Here is a 17,466-nt window from a genome sequence, read left to right on the forward strand (position 1 = left end):
GGTCTTCTTATGACCATAATAACCTCGCTTTTGCCCGAGGTTATTAATAACCAATAATTGGTAATAACAAAACTTGTGTTTATAATAAATGCCAATTAATATGATATCAATGAGCAATATGAACTTATAACAACGGACGTTGAGGCACGTAATCCATTATGCAAAATAATAAATGCTTAGAACTAAATGCGAATGAAAACTCACTAGGTATGTCAGCTTCTGCCAAACAAGCCATTACAGACTCTTTGGGTGCAGGCTTCCGTTATCCAGATAATCCACGTGCAGCACTCATTAGCAAAATTGCCACCATCCATGGCGTGGCAGAAAACCAAATCTCATTGGGCAATGGCTCGACTGAAAATATTCGAGCGACCTTGCAAATGCTGCAATATAAAGCTCTAAAAGAGGGCAGGCAGTTTCAAATGGTGATCCCTGTTCCCACTTTCGATTGCGCAGAGATGTATGCAAATGCCATTGGCGTGCCTGTCGTCAAGATACCGTTAACCACTGAAAACTATGATTATGATTTTGACGAACTAAAAAAAGCTGCTGACGATTTTGATGGCATCAGCCTATTTTATATTTGCAATCCAAACAACCCAACTGGCATCATTACATCAACTTCAAGGCTTAAAACTTGGGTAAGTCATGCACCAAATAACCATTACTTTTTATTAGATCAAGCGTACTTGGAGTACGTGTCAGACCCAAGTTTTGAGAGTGGAATTGAGTGGGTAAAACAAGGGTTATCAGACAAGCTTATTGTTATTCATACTTTCTCGAAATTATGTGCCTTAGCCGGTATGCGAGTGGGCTATGCGATTTCCAATCCGCAAGCTATTGAGACTGTCGAAGCCTTTATGTCTATGGACAATACCAACTTGTCAGGTGCAGTCGCTGCTATTGCGACGTTAAATGATGCAGCGTTTTTATCGCTAAGTTTGCGCAATACCAATCAGTCGCGTCAGATGGTTGAAACGGTATTAGACGAGCTTGGACTGCGCTACTTACCTTCACAAACCAACTTTATTTTTCATGAAATAAAAGGTGATTTAAAAACATATATAAACAGAATGCGAGACCATGGCATCAAGGTTGGTCGCGAGTTTCCGCCCGTTACAGGCTTCAACCGCTTGACACTTGGTACGCCTGATGAGATGGCCGCATTTGTCAAAGTTCTAAAGTTATTTCGTGAGAAGGACTGGGTATGAGTGAGGTAAATCATATGTCTTAACCAACCTCAAACGCAGTTTTACATATCCTACCTTAAAAAACCCTTTTTTATCTTATAAAATTGGTCAGTTAAGCACACTCTTTTAGATCGCTGGCTTTTAAGTTGCTAGATAAATGCTCAGCGATAGCTAAAGTCAGGTGTGCTAACGTAAATTATAATTATAAGGTTAAAAATATACTTATGTTTGATATCAAATCATTATTTAAACGAGAAGTAGAAAAAAAGCTCATCAATTTAGACGATTATATTTTTATGCCTGAACGTGTAGAGATGGCGCTAGAAGGAGGATTATTAAATTGTGTACTCAATAGTGATGGTCGAGTGGATATTTTTTATACCAAGGATGGCGTGACAGAAGTAAGTTCTGCATCACGTAAGCATCCATTTACTGCGTTTGAAACCGAACTATATCATGGGGTTTATGATGATATTATTAACGATTTGACTAAAGAGGTGAGTAAGATGCTTGAGAGTCGGTCAAAATATTTTCGCCAAAACAAGACATTGCATCCTACAGCGTCTCTAATGTCTCAGCCGTATACAACAAGTAAGCTATAGGCTGGTTTAAACTACTGTAAGTTTAGAAAAAATAGTAGCAATCGATAAGAAAAAGGGTGCGTTATATTTGAATGATGCACTCTTTTTCTTACCTCGTATTTCGGTGTCAACTTGAAACAGTTATTATTGATGCTTAGTCTTGGTTTGTGTGACCAATCCTTTGGCAAAACGAGTACTGTCGTCGCATGTTTTTAAAGTATTGGTGAAAATACCATTCACACTGAATAGCGTGTTCATTGATATCAAAAGAGCGTTCTGCGGCTGATTATGGATCGCAATCTATTGTTTATAATCTATACAAATAGGCTGGGTTAAGCAATTGCTAACCCAGCCTAATTATTTATGACGACTGATATAGTCAGGGAAAAGTAATATCGATACATCAAGTACTGCTGATATTAATTTTTCTTGCTTGCTGTGCCTACGCAGACAGAGGCTGCAAAAAATTTATACCAGCAGCACTGTAGCGTTTTTGAGATATTTTAACTATATTGTTAATAAACTATTTATTTGACAATACTGGAATAACAGCTCTGCAATGATTTTGCAACGACTCTAGCCACTAATTGCACACGATATTGTGGGTCTATGGCTGCATTACCCAATTCAACGATGCTGACTTGTTGCGGTGCTTGCTCACTAACGCAACCACAAACTCTACCTTTTACCGCTTCTTCTTGCGCTTCAGTCATAGCGACACTGGCAATACGCCATGCGTTTTGCTGTTCGATCTGACTGCGACATTGATTGTCGATAGCTGCTTTAAAAACGCTCATACCGATCTCGTTTGCAGTACCCATTGCTGTTCCTGCATTGGTATTGCTGCCCGTTGAGGCACAGCCCGCTAGTGCAAACGTTGCTAGTAATGCTGTTGAAGTAAGTAGTTTTTTCATCAAATTTCCTTTCAGGTTTATCGGAATTATAAGGAGTCAAATTTTAAATTTTTATATCATCATGGATAAATATACTAAAATTTACTTTTTGCTATTCATACCTTGCAGTATTTGTATGCCACACCATCACAAATAAAAAGTCATATTACTAGAACTCAATATTTATAACAAAGTAAATATCTCAGTAGCACATATGTTATAGAGGCATGACAAATGGTAAGGGTTTACAAAACGGTTAAAGTTTATTTAAATAACTTACAATATGAAACTTAGTATCGCTTAGCGAAACAAAAGAGCGATATTTAGTGAATAATAGCGCTTAAATTTCAATAAATCTCGATTTATAGTCAGGATAAGGATTAGTGAGAAAACAATAGATCTCTTGCATAAGTCATTGCTAGCCCTTGATACGCTGTTAGCGGAGGTCAATAAAACGGTACTTTTGCAAGAGGTCTAATATAGCAATATAAAGTCTCTCATGTTTTAATTAGATAGACTGTTTTTTTTATGGCGCGCTCATGGTAACAGAGTGAGTATAAAGCATTTAAAGTAGCACGTTGCTAGTGTGACGGATATGGATAGTACCATCATATATGAGTCATATTTTTGTAAGTCCATTTGCTTTATTTTATCAAGGAAGAAAATAATGAAGTCCATTTATAAACTGCCTTTACTTGCAGCAATGATTGCAGCCAGTATGACAATGGTTGCCTGTTCAGACAAAGCGGCTACTGATAGCGCAGCTACTGACGGTGCTACTGCTGATACCACCACAGATACCTCTGCCACAGCAAATGACAAGCTTGAAACCAAATTTGTCACCATCGCTACAGGTGGCGCCTCCGGTCCTTACAATATTAGACCTCTTGCAAAAGTACCGTTTTATTGACCTCCGCTAACAGAGTATCAAGGGCTAGCAATGACTTATGCAAGAGATCTATTATTGGAACGTCTTTAGCAGAGATTTATGCCAAGACTTTTGGCGTCAATGCCAAGACCCAGACGACAGGGGCGTCAGTAGAAAATGTCAATCTATTGACCCAAGGTAAAGTAGATATGGTGCTAGCACTTAGTGATGTCGTCACTGATGCAGTCGAAGGTAAAAATGACTTTAAGGCACCTGTCACCAATATTCAGCAAATTGCTGTTCTATATCCCAACGTCATTCAGCTAGTTGCTTCAGAAAAATCTGGCATCAAATACATTGAAGATTTAAAAGGCAAACGTATTGCCGTTGGCGATCAAGGCTCTGGTACAGAGGTTAATGCTCGCACCCTTTTAGAAGGTTTTGGTATTACTTATGATGATGTCAAGGTAGATTATTTAGGCTTTGCAGATGCTGCAGATGCGATGAAAGCTGGCAAAATTGAAGCGGCATTTTTTAGTAGTGGCTTACCAAACTCTTCGCTTTTAGAGTTAGAGCAGGGTATCAAGTTGCAGTTGGTGACCATCAATCAAGATAAGCTCAAAAAAATTATTGAGACCAAGCCTTACTTTAAAACTTTTGAGATTCCTGCCGGTACCTATGGTAATGCTGCTGCTATCCCAACCACAGCCATCATGAATGCTTTATTGGTACGCTCTGATATCTCTAAAGAAGACGGCTACAAGCTGACCAAAGCATTATTTGAAAACTTAGATGGTCTAAAGAATGCTCACCAAGCGGCGAATGATATCAGTTTAGAGACGGCTCAAGTCGGTATGGTTGCTCCTATTCATCCTGGTGCCAAAAAATACTATGATGAGAAAGCAGCTAAATAAGCAAGTATGGTTGTTTGCTGGCGTAGCCTCTACTGCTACGCTGGTTTTATTTATACTATGGGCGATTTTCAGCCGCCAAACTGTCATTGAAGTACAGGTAGCGGGCGTTGCTATTAACAATAATAGTGACAGCCTAGTCTGCTATTTTGTTGAGCCCAATTTTCAATTGCGCTGGATTCATTCAGTAGAAAAGCAGTGGTGGGAGGAGCAGTATCTTCGTGAAGAAGATGGCTTGTTATTAACCAATACCTACTTTCAAGCGTTTGGTGCTGGCACGCCGTCTACTGAAAATGTCGCTCCTATACAAAAAGAGGGCTATGTCGGGTATCAAATCAACCAGAGGTTTCCCCATCTTAACTGGGTTGTCTCAAGACTGACAAAAGGTGAGATTGATTACGCCGGTCAGCGCATTCTTATTCATCAACTGGTACCAGATTATTCAGAAGTAACTATCATGCCCAAGGCATATAGTTCAATCGATAGATTCAATAAGGATTTTTGTCATGAACTCCCAAGTGATGGATCACAGTAGCGATAAGCCTCATGCCAGTGATGATGCTAAGTTGGCAAATCAGCCAGATGCGCATGAAGATACTGAGCATGACGTTGATCCGAGTGTCACACAGGCAATATTAGAAAAATACGATCGAGAATCTATTACGCGTCATATCACTCAAGGTCCAGTAAAGTATATTATCGCTGCGATCTGTATTTTCTACTCCATTTTTCATTTATACATCACCTTTAACCCAATGCCATCACTACTACAGCGCTCTGTGCATGTGGGCGTTGGCTTCGCTTTGATTTTTTTGATATTCCCTGCTAGTAAAAAAAGCAGTCGTAAGAAAGTGGCATGGTATGACTGGATCTGGTTTATCTTCTCCTTATCTGGGATGGCTTATCTTATTTATGAGTACCAAGATATTGTCACTAGCCGCGGTGGTATGGCAAATTCGGTCGATGTGATCTTTTCTATTATTACGGTCATCTGCGTCCTTGAAGGCAGTCGGCGTATTACTGGTTGGATATTGCCCATATTAGCCTCTATATTTTTGCTATATCCCTTTATCAGTCATTTGGACTTCATGCCTGACCGGCTACTGACCAGACCTTATGATTTGGGCGATATTTTTGGTCAATTATTCTTAAAGACTGAAGGCTTATATTCGGTCGCAATCGGCGCATCTGTCACTTTTATCTTCTTATTTATTTTGTTTGGGGCATTTTTGGCGCGTTCTGGAATGGGTCAGCTGTTTAATGATTTGGCATTGGCGCTGGCAGGGGATAAAAAAGGCGGCCCTGCTAAGGTTGCTGTAATTTCAAGTGGCTTTATGGGTAGCATCAATGGCTCAGCCTTATCAAACGTGGTCAGTACGGGTGCGTTTACCATTCCTTTGATGAAAAAGGTCGGTTATCATAAAGACTTTGCAGGCGCTGTAGAGGCGAGTGCGTCAGTCGGTGGGCAAATATTACCGCCTATCATGGGCGCAAGTGCTTTCATTATGGCAGAGACGACAGGGCTACCGTATAGCACTATTGCTTTGGCGGCATTATTACCTGCCATTCTTTATTATCTGGGCGTTATCGCACAGGTACATTTTCGCGCCGGTCGCCGAGACTTAAAAGGCATGGCAAAAGAGAGTCTGCCGCAAGTAAAAGAGGTCTTAAAAGCACGCGGTCATATGCTATTGCCGATTGTGTTTTTGATTTATTTATTAATACAAAATGTGCCAGTAGGTTATGCTGCGGCTTATACCATTGGTTTTACTGTTGTCATCAGTATGCTACGCAAAGAAACACGCATGGGCTTTAAAGATATCTTAGGTGCTCTAGAGGATGGTGCACGCCAGTCATTAGCAGTGATGGCCGCTTGTGCAGTTGTAGGTATCATCATTGGGGTCGTTAGTTTGACCAGTTTTGGTACGGTAATGACTTCTTCAATTGTCACTTTAGGTGCAGGGTCGTTATTGCTTACTTTGATTTTGACCATGCTAGCTTCGATGGTTTTAGGTATGGGATTGCCTTCTATCCCTGCTTATATCATTACTGCAACTATGGCAGCGCCTGCTTTAGCTGGGTTTGATATTCCTATTTTATCAGCGCATATGTTTGTCTTCTATTTTGGGGTGTTTGCAAACATTACCCCGCCCGTCTGTCTAGCAGCCTTTGCTGGTGCTGGTATCTCTGGCGGTGATCTGAGCTATGCTGAAGAAACCGTAGAGATAAACTTGGTAAACTAAGCACAACAACAGGAGTTTACCATGACCAAGAAAATCAGAACCTACAGTACAGAATTTAAAGCCGAAGCCGTCAAGAAGATAGCGGATAATAATGGCAATATTTCAGCGACCGCAAAGCAGCTTGGTATCGCCATGCAAACCTTATCTAATTGGCACAATAAAGCCAATCAAGGCAAGCTTGTCGGCACAGAGCAATACGATCCTGAGCTTATGAGTGCTCTTCAAGAAATAAAGCAGCTCAAACGACAACTTAAAATCGCTGAGGAGGAACGCGAGATCTTAAAAAAGGCGACGGCGTACTTCGCGAAAAACAGCTCGTGAAGTATGCCTTTATTAAAGACAACCAGCAAATATTTAGCATCACTTGCATGTGTTGTGTTTTGAAAGTAAAGCCCTCAAGCTACTACGATTGGCTAAGCCGCGATATCAGCGACCAACAGATACATCGCAACCAGTCTGAGCTATTGGTTAGAGCCGCTCACAGTGAAACGAAAGAACGTTATGGCGTAGATCGACTGCATGCTCATCTAAGTGAGCAAGGGCATTATATTAGCCAGTATATGGTCAGAAGCATCAAAGAAGAACATAGCATCAAATGCCGTCGCCATAAGCGCTTTAAAGTCACCACCGACTCCAATCACAACAAACTGGTCTATCCGAACGTGCTGGATCAGCAATTTGATGCCAGTCGCCCTAACCAAGCGTGGGTCAGTGATATTACCTATATCTGGACAAACGAGGGCTGGTTGTATTTAGCGGGAGTCAAAGACTTATACACCAAAGAGCTGGTCGGCTATGCCATTAACAAACGTATGACCGCTGATCTAGTATGCCGTGCACTCAATATGGCAATCAAGAATAAACGTCCAAGCAAAGGGCTAATCGTTCATTCAGACAGAGGCAGCCAGTATTGTAGCCATGCGTACCACAAGATTATCAAGCAGCATCACTTTACAGGCTCTATGAGTGGCAAAGGCAATTGTTATGACAATGCGCCAATAGAGAGCTTCTGGGGCACATTAAAGAATGAGTTGATATATCATAAGGATTATAAAACAAGGTTTGCCGCCATTACCGATATCATTAGATATATCGAGCTGTATTACAATCAGACTAGGATTCAAAAGGGCTTGGGCTATAAGTCGCCAAGACAGGTGTGGTTTGACTTTTACACTCAGGCTGCGTAACTAAAATCTCCCAAGTTTGGTTCTACGGGATTGACAGCAGGGGTCAATCCGATGAAAACAGGGTATTTGTCATTAAAGTTAGCGTTAGCAGGTTTTATCGTCCCGTTTATGTTTATTTATAATCCTGCGATGTTGATGATTGACCCAACAGATCTTGCAGTCACGGCAAAAGCGTTTCCTCTGCCGCCGGTTATTGATATTATTATTGCTGTTGTGACATCGGTCATTGGTGTGATTGGACTTAGCGCCGCATTAGAGGGGTATTTTAAAAGTGATATGAATACCGTTACACGCTTAATATTAGCAGTGGGTGCATTACTGCTGATTTATCCTGGGCTGATTACTGGTGCAATTGGCGGCGTCATAGTACTGGGTATTGCGGCATTCAATATAAAAAGCAGTAAGGCGCCAGTAGCTTTAAACGTTTAACATTGAATCGCTGATACTTTAAATAAGATATAACAATTGAAAGCATAAAAAAGGGCGAATAGCAGATATCTGCTATTCACCCTTTTTATATTTTAAGATTCGTCATTCTACTTTGATAGAGTGACGACTCTCATTTAACAACCAAGCTTACCTTCTGCTGCTAAGGCTTTCTTGCTACGGATAGGTGCTGGGCAATCTTCACCGTAGTACTGACGATCAGCAAAGTAGCTTGAGCGCACCATAGGACCTGCCCAAATATTAAAGAAGCCAATCTTTTTGCCATAGTCCATATAACGCTGGAACTCATCTGGATGCACATAGCGATCGACTGGCGCATGGTCTTTACTGGGTTGTAAGTACTGACCAACGGTAATCATATCGACGTTATGTGCCTTTAGATCATCAAGTAGCTTATAGATTTCTTCTTCTGTTTCACCAAGTCCCACCATAAAGCCGCATTTGGTCGCGATATCAGGGCGACGTTCTTTATAAATCTTTAGCAAGTCTAATGAATGCTGATAATCTGAACCTGGACGGAAAGCTTTATATAAACGAGGCACGGTTTCGATATTGTGGTTAAAAACATCAGGCGCCGTTTCAGTCAATAAGTCCAACGCGATATCCATACGACCACGGAAATCCGGTACCAAAATCTCGATCAGGCAATTTGGGCTCAGCGCACGCGATTCATTCAATACTTCAACGAAATGCATCGCACCGCCATCTTTCAAATCATCACGGTCAACCGAGGTAATGACGGCATATCTAAGACCCAAACCTTGGATGGTCTCAGCAGTATGACGCGGCTCATCTTTATCTAGCTCATTTGGACGACCATGTCCGACATCACAGAACGGGCATCGACGTGTACAGATATCACCCATAATCATAAAGGTGGCAGTACCATCGGCAAAGCACTGTGGCAGATTCGGGCAGGCAGCTTCTTCACAAACGGTATAGAGTTTCTGTTCACGCAAAGTAGATTTGATACGTGCGACTTCCGCAGGTGAAGACAGTTTTACCCGAATCCAATCTGGCTTTTTCTTAGCCTCGACAGTCGGGATAATTTTAATTGGGATACGAGCAACTTTATCGTAGCCACGGAGTTTTTCGCCTTGGATGGCTTTTTTGGGTTTTGCGCGGGCAGCAGGCATGTGCGTTTGTACAGCGTTTGTCATAATCGAATGTTCTCTTAACCCTTGATAGAACAAGGGTTTATGGAATTATTAGAATGCTTTATGAATAGAGCTATTATAGCAGATATTTGGTCAAGGTTTTTTAAGCAATCTTGTTAAGACGAAGACTAAAAAGGCTGCTATTAATAATAAGGCTCTAGAGAATGAAAAGGCTGGTATACGTAATAGAGTACTATGAAGCGTACATTTACCGTAGTTTTATTTATTGATATCAATACCCAACTCATTTAGTACTTCTATGGCAGCGCGAAACGCTTCTTGAGTGGCAGGCGCACCGCAATAAGGCAAGCTGTGCATCAAGACTTCTCGAATCTCAGCGACACTTGCGCCATTATTGATGGCACCTCGGATATGTCCCTTTAGCTCGTTTGGGCTTTTTTGTGCAATCAAAAAACCAATCGTGATAAGCGAGCGATATTTGCGCGGCAGTATCGAGTCATCTTGCCATGTACTGCCCCAAGCGTGCTCGATAATCCAATCTTGTAATGGCTGAGTAAATGGCGTTGCTGCGTCAAGTGAATGTTTGACATGTGCTGTACCCATCACCTCGATACGAACCTTTAGACCGTTTTCATAATTGGCGTTTTGACTGGTGCCTTGATTGGTATTGTGACTCATACTGTGAGTAGTATTGCGATCTTCATTTTCTTTATTAGCCATTGTCATCCTTGATCTTATGATTAAATCCTTTGCATTTAATCAGTATGTTCTTATCAAACATTATAACAGTCGAGTAGGTTTTATTTAACCGTTAATCGAGATATAGTTGATTATATTTAACAGTAACAACGTATAACAATAATGAGATACTAAGACAGTAGCGTTATATCTTTTTAAGTGAATACATAGTCGTAACTGCAATTTACTACCAATATATTGTGAATGTTGAAAAACAAAATAGGTTCTCAGTATGAAAAATTTATAATTTATGATATAGGTAGTATTAGTCATATTATTTATGGCACTATTTATATAATAAATGTTCAATATGCCCCTTTTATGACCGCTTTATGAGCCTTTTAAAGGCTGAGCCATTAACATTTAGGGCGTTTTAAGCTATGATTGCACGGATAATTATTCCATCTAGTATATAGACGAAGGTGGTCATGCTGACTACCCACGTAATGTGCTAATACTCCCAACTGACGAGGACGACTATTGTGTTAGAAGCTTATCGTAAACATGTCGAAGAACGTGCTGAGCTAGGAACGGTTCCGCTACCACTGAATGAAAAACAAGTAGCAGAGTTGGTTGAACTATTAAAGAATCCGCCAGCGGGCGAAGATGCGTTCTTGATGGACTTGCTTGAAAACCGTATCCCTGCCGGTGTTGACCAAGCTGCTTACGTTAAAGCGGCATTTTTAGCCGCTATCGTAAAAGGCGAAGCGACGTCTTCACTCGTGAGTAAGAAAAAAGCGGTTCAAATCTTGGGTACGATGCAAGGTGGTTACAACGTTCAACCGTTAGTTGCTGCTCTTGATGATATGGAAGTTGCGCAAGAAGCTGCCGATGCGTTGAAAAAAACCTTGCTGGTATTTGACGCGTTCAATGATGTGACCGAAAAAGCAGAAGCAGGCAATACTATTGCTAAAGAAGTCGTTCAATCTTGGGCTGACGCTGAGTGGTTCTTGAGCCGTGATGCTGTACCAGCAAAGACGACTTACACGACGTTTAAAATCACTGGCGAAACCAATACCGATGATTTGTCTCCTGCACAAGATGCGTGGAGCCGTCCTGATATCCCATTACATTCATTAGCGATGCATAAAAACTCTCGCGACGGCATTATTGCTGACGAAGAGGGCGTTATCGGTCCGATGAAACAAATCGAAGCGTTAAAAGAAAAAGGTCATCCATTAGCCTATGTTGGCGACGTCGTGGGTACTGGTTCTAGCCGTAAATCTGCGACCAACTCAGTACTGTGGTTGATGGGTGATGATATCCCTAACGTGCCAAACAAACGTGGCGGCGGTCTGGTACTAGGTAACAATATCGCACCTATCTTCTTCAATACGATGGAAGATTCTGGCGCATTACCAATCGAGAAAGTAGCGGTTGATAACCTAAACATGGGTGATGTGTTTGACATCTATCCGTATGATGGCAAAATCACCAAGCATGACTCTGATGAAGTACTGTCAACCTTTAAGCTAAACTCGCCAACTTTGCTTGACGAAGTTCGTGCTGGTGGTCGTATTCCATTAATCGTTGGTCGTGGTCTGACCAACCGTGCTCGTGAATATATGGGCCTTGGTCATTCAGACGTATTTGCTAAGCCAGAAGAGCCAGTTGATACCGGTAAAGGCTTTACACTAGCGCAAAAAATGGTTGGTAAAGCTTGTGGCCTGCCAGGCGTTCGTCCTGGTATGTACTGCGAACCAAAAATCACTACCGTCGGCAGTCAAGATACCACTGGTCCGATGACCCGTGACGAGCTAAAAGACTTAGCTTGCCTAGGTTTTCAAGCAGACTTAGTGATGCAGTCATTCTGTCATACGGCTGCTTATCCAAAGCCAGTTGACATCGAAACTCAGCATACCCTACCTGACTTTATCATGAACCGTGGCGGCGTGAGCTTACGTCCAGGTGATGGTATTATTCACTCGTGGTTGAACCGTATGTTACTTCCAGATACCGTTGGTACTGGTGGTGACTCGCATACTCGTTTCCCAATCGGTATCTCATTCCCAGCTGGTTCTGGTCTAGTCGCCTTTGCTGCTGCTACTGGTGTTATGCCACTTGATATGCCTGAATCTGTCCGTGTCCGTTTCATCGGTGAGCGTCAAGCGGGTATTACGCTACGTGATCTAGTCCATGCGATTCCTTATCAAGCGATTAAAGAAGGTCTGTTAACCGTTGATAAGAAAGGTAAAATCAACGAGTTCAACGGTCGTATTCTTGAAATCGAAGGTTTAGAAGATTTAACCGCTGAGCAAGCGTTTGAATTGTCTGATGCGTCAGCTGAGCGTAGTGCTGCTGGTTGTACCATCACTCTATCTGAAAAGTCAGTTGCCGAGTATCTAACGTCGAACATCACATTATTAAAATGGATGATCTCAGAAGGTTACGGCGATGCACGTACGATTAGCCGTCGTATCGAAGGTATGCAAGAGTGGTTGGCCAATCCAAGCCTGATGCGTGCTGATGAAGATGCGGAATATGCCATTGATATGACTATCAACATGTCAGAGATCAAAGAGCCGATTCTTTGCTGCCCGAACGATCCAGATGATGCAAAAACATTGGCTGATGTCGCTGGTGACACCATTGATGAAGTATTCATTGGTTCATGTATGACTAACATTGGTCACTTCCGCGCTGCTGGTAAGTTGCTAAAAGATGTTCCAGCCGGCTCTTTGCAAACTCGTCTATGGATTGCGCCACCAACCAAAATGGATGCGCGTCAATTGATGGAAGAAGGTTACTACAATATCTATGCACAAGCTGGCGCTCGTACAGAGATGCCAGGTTGTTCATTATGTATGGGTAACCAAGCACGTATCGCACCGAACTCTACTGCCGTATCTACCTCTACCCGTAACTTCCCGAATCGTTTAGGTCAAGGTGCTAATGTATATCTAGCATCAGCTGAATTGGCTTCTGTTGCTGCGGTACTTGGTAAATTACCAACCAACGAAGAGTATCAGCAGTACGCTGGTATGCTAAACAGCATGGGTGATGAAGTATATCAGTACATGAACTTCGACCGTATGGAAGACTATACTGAAGAAGCTGATAAGATCAGCGTTGCTCAGTTGAGCTAATTTTGATCAAATCTTAAATGCTTTGAAGTTTTACAATTATTATTTAAATAGAAGCCCCGTATCATCATGATGCGGGGTTTTTTAATGTAACCCAAAAGAGTGGGTGTCCGATATGACTACTTCTATGTATAATGGATCAGCAGGCGGAAACCGTGGCTCTGTATGTTATTTATTCTTTTCTATCTCGGGACGGACCGATACTTTGATAGGCACTTTTTTGTTTAGTCTCAAGTGCTTTGGAGTTTTGGTTGATTACTTTATCCCCACTCAAACGTCGCATCGTCTATGTGACGGTATTTGAAATCATTGCTATCCTCTCATCTACTTTGGTGCTTATGTTGTTAAGCAACAGTAGCGCCGCAGAATCGCTACCGATTGCCGTGATGGTCTCATTGGCAGCGGTGATTTGGAATTTTATCTACAATACGGCGTTTGAAAACTGGGAACGACGTAAGCATGTGACGCAGCGCACGTTCTTCATACGTAGTGCCCATGCGATAGGTTTTGAAGGCGGATTGGTTCTGATTTGCCTACCGCTATATATGATTTGGTACGATGTTGGTTTTATAAAAGCCTTTATAATGGAAGCTGCGTTACTGCTATTTTTCTTAGTTTATACATTTCTCTTTACATTGGGTTTTGACAAAGTATTTACCTTACCGCATCAACATAAAAATACCTCTATTTCTTAATAAAGAAGAATATTGTTGGAAATTATTGCAAATATTTATTGTTTAGATATTCGTTGTTTATAATGCTTTACCCAAAAAAAGGCTACCTAATGGCAGCCTTTTTTGATGATATAGTCGGTTCTAAATAAAGTAGATACATCATATTTCGATGCGGCACTGGTATAAATTTTTCTGGCGTGCTGTGCCTGTGCAGACAGAGGCTACAAAAAATTCATTTCAGTCCCGCTGTATTGTTTTTATACTGAGCTTACTGTATTTCGAAGAGCAATGTTATCAGTTTTTATTTACCCTGATAAACCGGCTTACGCTTTTCCATAAAGGCTGTGATACCTTCTTTAAAATCATCGGTTTTAGCAAGCATCGTTTGTTGATCTACTTCCATCTCTAGCGCTTCATTAAGACCCATATAGGCATGAGTATTAATCATATGCTTCATCGACGCCAACGCTTTTCCGGGAAGGTTGCTTAGACGCGTAGCCAACGTCAACACGCTAGCATCCAGATTCTCTGCGCTGACTACCTCATTAACCAAGTTTAAGCGTGCCATATCTTCTGCTTTTAGCTTATCGCCAAGCATAACCATCTCAGTAGTCTTTGCGACGCCAATCAATTGATTCAATAAATAAATACCGCCAGCATCCGGAATCAGACCGATATTGACAAAAGCTTGCACAAATTTGGCATTGTCAGCGGCAATACGAAAATCACAAGTCAGCGCCAAGTTCATCCCAGCCCCAGCGACGGCACCTTCTAATTTAGCGATAATAGGCTTATGAATATTGCGCAGCTTTAAGCTAATCTCAGCCACCTCACCAACCATAAAGTTTAGCTTATCCGATAATGCCTCGCTTTCCATGCCATTTTCTAACATCTCACCGATATGTCCGCCACTAGAGAAGTTATTGCCGGCGCCCTGCAAAACGATGACTCTAATGTCTTTATCTTCATCAGCTTTGGTCAGTGCTGCCATCATGGCTTCTTTGAGTACCGTGCTAAAGGCGTTCAAGGTTTTAGGGTCGTTCATTGTGATGGTAGCGATATGGTTTTCGGCTTGGTATTCGACGAGAGCTTGTGACATTTTGGATATCCTTACGATAGTTTTCTAGATAATGAGGGTAATAAAAAGGTGATATGGGCAGTAAGTCAGACAAATAAGACAATGCCAATTACTATAGCAGTTTGAGCTTATTATAAAAGCGAGATTTGTGCGCGCTTAAGGCACGTTTTACATAACATTTTTTGCTGCTATCACTATTGCCACAGGTATAAAACCTATCATTCAAAAATAAGGCTACTATCTGTAAGAGGGTTGAATTATGCTAGAAGACAGATTTTAAAAGGTTTGATTTTTTATTACATCAACAAGGAAGTGGTTATGCCAATGATTCATGTCAATGATGTCGATATTTATTATGAAGACAGTGCGCCAAACGATAAGCAAAAGCCGGTTATGGTATTTGCCCATGGTTTGCTATGGAATACGCGCATGTTCGACAAGCAAGTTGAGTATTTTAAAGCGGGTTATCGCTGTATTGCGTTTGATTTTCGCGGACAAGGTCAGTCTGAAGTTACCAAATCTGGCTACGATATGGAGACTTTAACTGAGGATACACTGGCATTACTAGAGGCGCTGGATATTGATGAATGTCATTTTTTAGGTTTATCTATGGGTGGATTTGTCGCCCAACGTATTGCGTTAAAGCGTCCTGAATCGTTGCTATCGCTGACGCTGCTTGAAACCTCTGCTGATCCTGAAGATCCTAAAAACGTGCCACAGTACCGCAAGCTGATTAAAGCCATACGTTGGCTTGGCATGAAGCGTGTCAGCCAAAAGGTAATGCCCATTATGTTTGGTAGCAGCTTTTTGGCAGATAAGTCACGCAAGGCTGACCGTAGAGAGTGGTTGGCTATGTTGCAAAGCAATCGTAAGGGCGGGGTCATCAAAGCAACTACTGGCGTGATTGAGCGCTCTGCAACGTATGATCAGCTCAGTGATATCAAGACGCCGACGCTTATCATCGTTGGCGATGAAGATGTGGCAACACCGTATGCAAAAGCTGAGCGCATGCACTTTGCGATAGCAGGCTCTAAGCTGGTGGTGATTAAAGGTGCGGGGCATACGGCAACGGTTGAAGAGCCGGAGCAAGTTAATAAAGCCATCAATAAGTTTTTGGCATAATTTTATGTATAGTTAAAATACCTTAAAAGCGCTACGGTACTGCTGGTATCAATTTTTTGCAGCCTCTGGCAGCAACGGCACAGCAAGTAAGAAAAATTGATATCAGCTGTACATTATGTATCGATATTGCTTTTCCCTAACAAAAAAAGCCGTTATCATAAAATTGATAACGGCTTTTTTTGTTAGGATTTTTAAAAATATTACTTTATAAGAGTGCGGTAAAATCGTTATTGCCATCATTAATAGTGCCAAATACTTGAGCCCGATTGACGATCTCTGTTGCCCAAGCACGGTGGGTAGCAGGTTCTAGCATGGTATTGTTATATTTAAAGACCGCTTTTGCTTCGCTATGTAAGATTGCTTGCGCCTCATCCAAAATGCTAAGCGGTACACAATAGGCTTGCTGCACTAAGGCAATTTGGCTTGGATGAATGACCGTTTTGCCGACCAACCCTAAGCTGACATCACGTGTCAACTCTTGCATAAATAGTGTTGGCTCATCCAAATACTCAAACACCGGCGCCGACAGATAAAAGCCATGCGGCACAAAACAGCCAAGCAGCTGGTAGGCTAGTGTACCAACAGGTGTATCATAGACAAGGCTATTCTTAGGCCGGCGCAAACGCAGCGCCGCAAACAAGTCATTACCACCGATACGCAAGGCAAAGACGGGCTGGCTAAAGGCTTCTTTAAAACCAATCGCCAACTCTTGGTTATGATGCGGATTAAACAACGCTGCCGTCTCAAGCGTCGGCATCAATAGCATGTCAGTACTGAGATTCTGGCATGCCATGCGCCAATTAGACAGACTATACATATCGACTTTCGGCATCACAAAACCATCAATCAAATCAATATGGGCAAAGCCCGATAACTGCTCTAGCATTGCCGGATGGCGCGGACGTACAAATACCAACGGGCGCGTTGGCTGCTCAGTCTGTGTCTTGGTTTGTTGTGTGTCAGCTTGCTGTGTAGGCTCATTGATACTATCGACATGCATCGCCCACGTATACAGCAGCGTCTGTAAGCGCTCAAGTGCCAACTCAACATCATTGTGGCTGACTGCATCTTCTAGACAGATGATAATACTATTAATCGTCGGTAATTTATCACGCTTGATCACTTGCCAGATATCTTGGCGCGTCGCTGGCATATATAAGCTCGCTCCCAACTGATACGGATGATGCATGTTTGGCTTGAGCATAGCATGACGCTCAGTAATCAGATGCGCGTAAGACTGGGTATTTTGATAAAGGTGAGACTCGTTTTTTGGCATATCTGACATAATGGGCATCGTGAATAGTGGTAGATGAATGGGTCTAAAAGTATGGTT

At 41.9% G+C, this 17,466-nt stretch carries 13 protein-coding genes and 2 pseudogenes; 10 read left to right on the forward strand and 5 right to left on the reverse strand.

Annotation, left to right across the window (positions count from 1 at the left end):
* Positions 1-158: 158 nt before the first annotated feature.
* Complete coding sequence (locus tag AC0J5Y_RS03890) at positions 159-1,211, forward strand: pyridoxal phosphate-dependent aminotransferase (RefSeq protein WP_475131610.1); 1,053 nt, start codon at positions 159-161, stop codon at positions 1,209-1,211.
* 203 nt (positions 1,212-1,414) lie between these two features.
* The gene (locus AC0J5Y_RS03895; protein WP_475131611.1) at positions 1,415-1,792 is read left to right on the forward strand and encodes a hypothetical protein; all 378 of its coding nucleotides are present in this window, start codon (positions 1,415-1,417) and stop codon (positions 1,790-1,792) included.
* 506 nt (positions 1,793-2,298) lie between these two features.
* On the opposite strand, the gene AC0J5Y_RS03900 is transcribed toward AC0J5Y_RS03895, so the two are convergent.
* The gene (locus AC0J5Y_RS03900; protein ID WP_475131612.1) at positions 2,299-2,685 is read right to left on the reverse strand and encodes a hypothetical protein; all 387 of its coding nucleotides are present in this window, start codon (positions 2,683-2,685) and stop codon (positions 2,299-2,301) included.
* A gap of 646 nt (positions 2,686-3,331) precedes the next feature.
* Here AC0J5Y_RS03900 and AC0J5Y_RS03905 point away from each other — a divergent pair.
* From AC0J5Y_RS03905 to AC0J5Y_RS03925, 5 genes and pseudogenes are all read left to right on the forward strand, one after another.
* Positions 3,332-4,446, forward strand: a pseudogene (locus AC0J5Y_RS03905) (TAXI family TRAP transporter solute-binding subunit).
* A complete protein-coding gene (locus AC0J5Y_RS03910; RefSeq protein ID WP_475131613.1) occupies positions 4,424-4,978 on the forward strand; it encodes a DUF1850 domain-containing protein in 555 nt (184 codons plus the stop codon). Before AC0J5Y_RS03905 ends, AC0J5Y_RS03910 begins: the two are co-directional and overlap by 23 nt.
* Positions 4,965-6,641 (forward strand): annotated as a pseudogene (locus tag AC0J5Y_RS03915) (TRAP transporter permease); the annotation flags it as partial. The gene AC0J5Y_RS03910 and the pseudogene AC0J5Y_RS03915, both read left to right, overlap by 14 nt.
* Before the next feature lie 66 nt (positions 6,642-6,707).
* Positions 6,708-7,873 (forward strand): IS3 family transposase gene (locus AC0J5Y_RS03920; RefSeq protein ID WP_475130351.1). Its coding sequence is split into 2 segments (ribosomal slippage): positions 6,708-6,963 and positions 6,963-7,873, totalling 1,167 coding nucleotides; the frame shifts between segments, so codons are not numbered across the junction.
* 66 nt (positions 7,874-7,939) lie between these two features.
* On the forward strand, positions 7,940-8,302 hold the full coding sequence (locus AC0J5Y_RS03925; RefSeq protein WP_475131614.1) for a hypothetical protein: 363 nt from the start codon (positions 7,940-7,942) through the stop codon (positions 8,300-8,302).
* Positions 8,303-8,436: 134 nt separating this feature from the next.
* Here AC0J5Y_RS03925 and lipA read toward each other — a convergent pair whose 3' ends face one another.
* Together lipA and AC0J5Y_RS03935 are read right to left on the reverse strand one after the other, a co-directional pair.
* Positions 8,437-9,480, reverse strand: a complete 1,044-nt coding sequence (gene lipA / locus AC0J5Y_RS03930; protein ID WP_475131615.1) for a lipoyl synthase — start codon at positions 9,478-9,480, stop codon at positions 8,437-8,439.
* Positions 9,481-9,696: 216 nt separating this feature from the next.
* The gene (locus tag AC0J5Y_RS03935) at positions 9,697-10,116 is read right to left on the reverse strand and encodes a carboxymuconolactone decarboxylase family protein (RefSeq protein ID WP_475132070.1); all 420 of its coding nucleotides are present in this window, start codon (positions 10,114-10,116) and stop codon (positions 9,697-9,699) included.
* Between the two features lie 542 nt (positions 10,117-10,658).
* On the opposite strand from AC0J5Y_RS03935, the gene acnB reads away from it, so the two are divergent.
* The gene (gene acnB / locus AC0J5Y_RS03940) at positions 10,659-13,262 is read left to right on the forward strand and encodes a bifunctional aconitate hydratase 2/2-methylisocitrate dehydratase (protein ID WP_475131616.1); all 2,604 of its coding nucleotides are present in this window, start codon (positions 10,659-10,661) and stop codon (positions 13,260-13,262) included.
* A gap of 248 nt (positions 13,263-13,510) precedes the next feature.
* Positions 13,511-13,954: a PACE efflux transporter gene (locus AC0J5Y_RS03945; protein ID WP_475131617.1), complete on the forward strand. Its 444-nt coding sequence runs from the start codon at positions 13,511-13,513 to the stop codon at positions 13,952-13,954.
* Between the two features lie 280 nt (positions 13,955-14,234).
* Here AC0J5Y_RS03945 and AC0J5Y_RS03950 read toward each other — a convergent pair whose 3' ends face one another.
* Complete coding sequence (locus tag AC0J5Y_RS03950; protein ID WP_475131618.1) at positions 14,235-15,032, reverse strand: enoyl-CoA hydratase/isomerase family protein; 798 nt, start codon at positions 15,030-15,032, stop codon at positions 14,235-14,237.
* A 297-nt stretch (positions 15,033-15,329) separates the two neighbouring features.
* Between AC0J5Y_RS03950 and AC0J5Y_RS03955 the strand changes: the two genes are divergently transcribed.
* Positions 15,330-16,133, forward strand: a complete 804-nt coding sequence (locus AC0J5Y_RS03955) for an alpha/beta fold hydrolase (RefSeq protein ID WP_475131619.1) — start codon at positions 15,330-15,332, stop codon at positions 16,131-16,133.
* Between the two features lie 205 nt (positions 16,134-16,338).
* Here the strand turns inward: AC0J5Y_RS03955 and AC0J5Y_RS03960 are convergent, their stop codons facing one another.
* Positions 16,339-17,418: an HpcH/HpaI aldolase/citrate lyase family protein gene (locus AC0J5Y_RS03960; RefSeq protein WP_475131620.1), complete on the reverse strand. Its 1,080-nt coding sequence runs from the start codon at positions 17,416-17,418 to the stop codon at positions 16,339-16,341.
* Positions 17,419-17,466: the final 48 nt, after the last annotated feature.

Source organism: Psychrobacter sp. TS_SC_6, assembly GCF_056156305.1.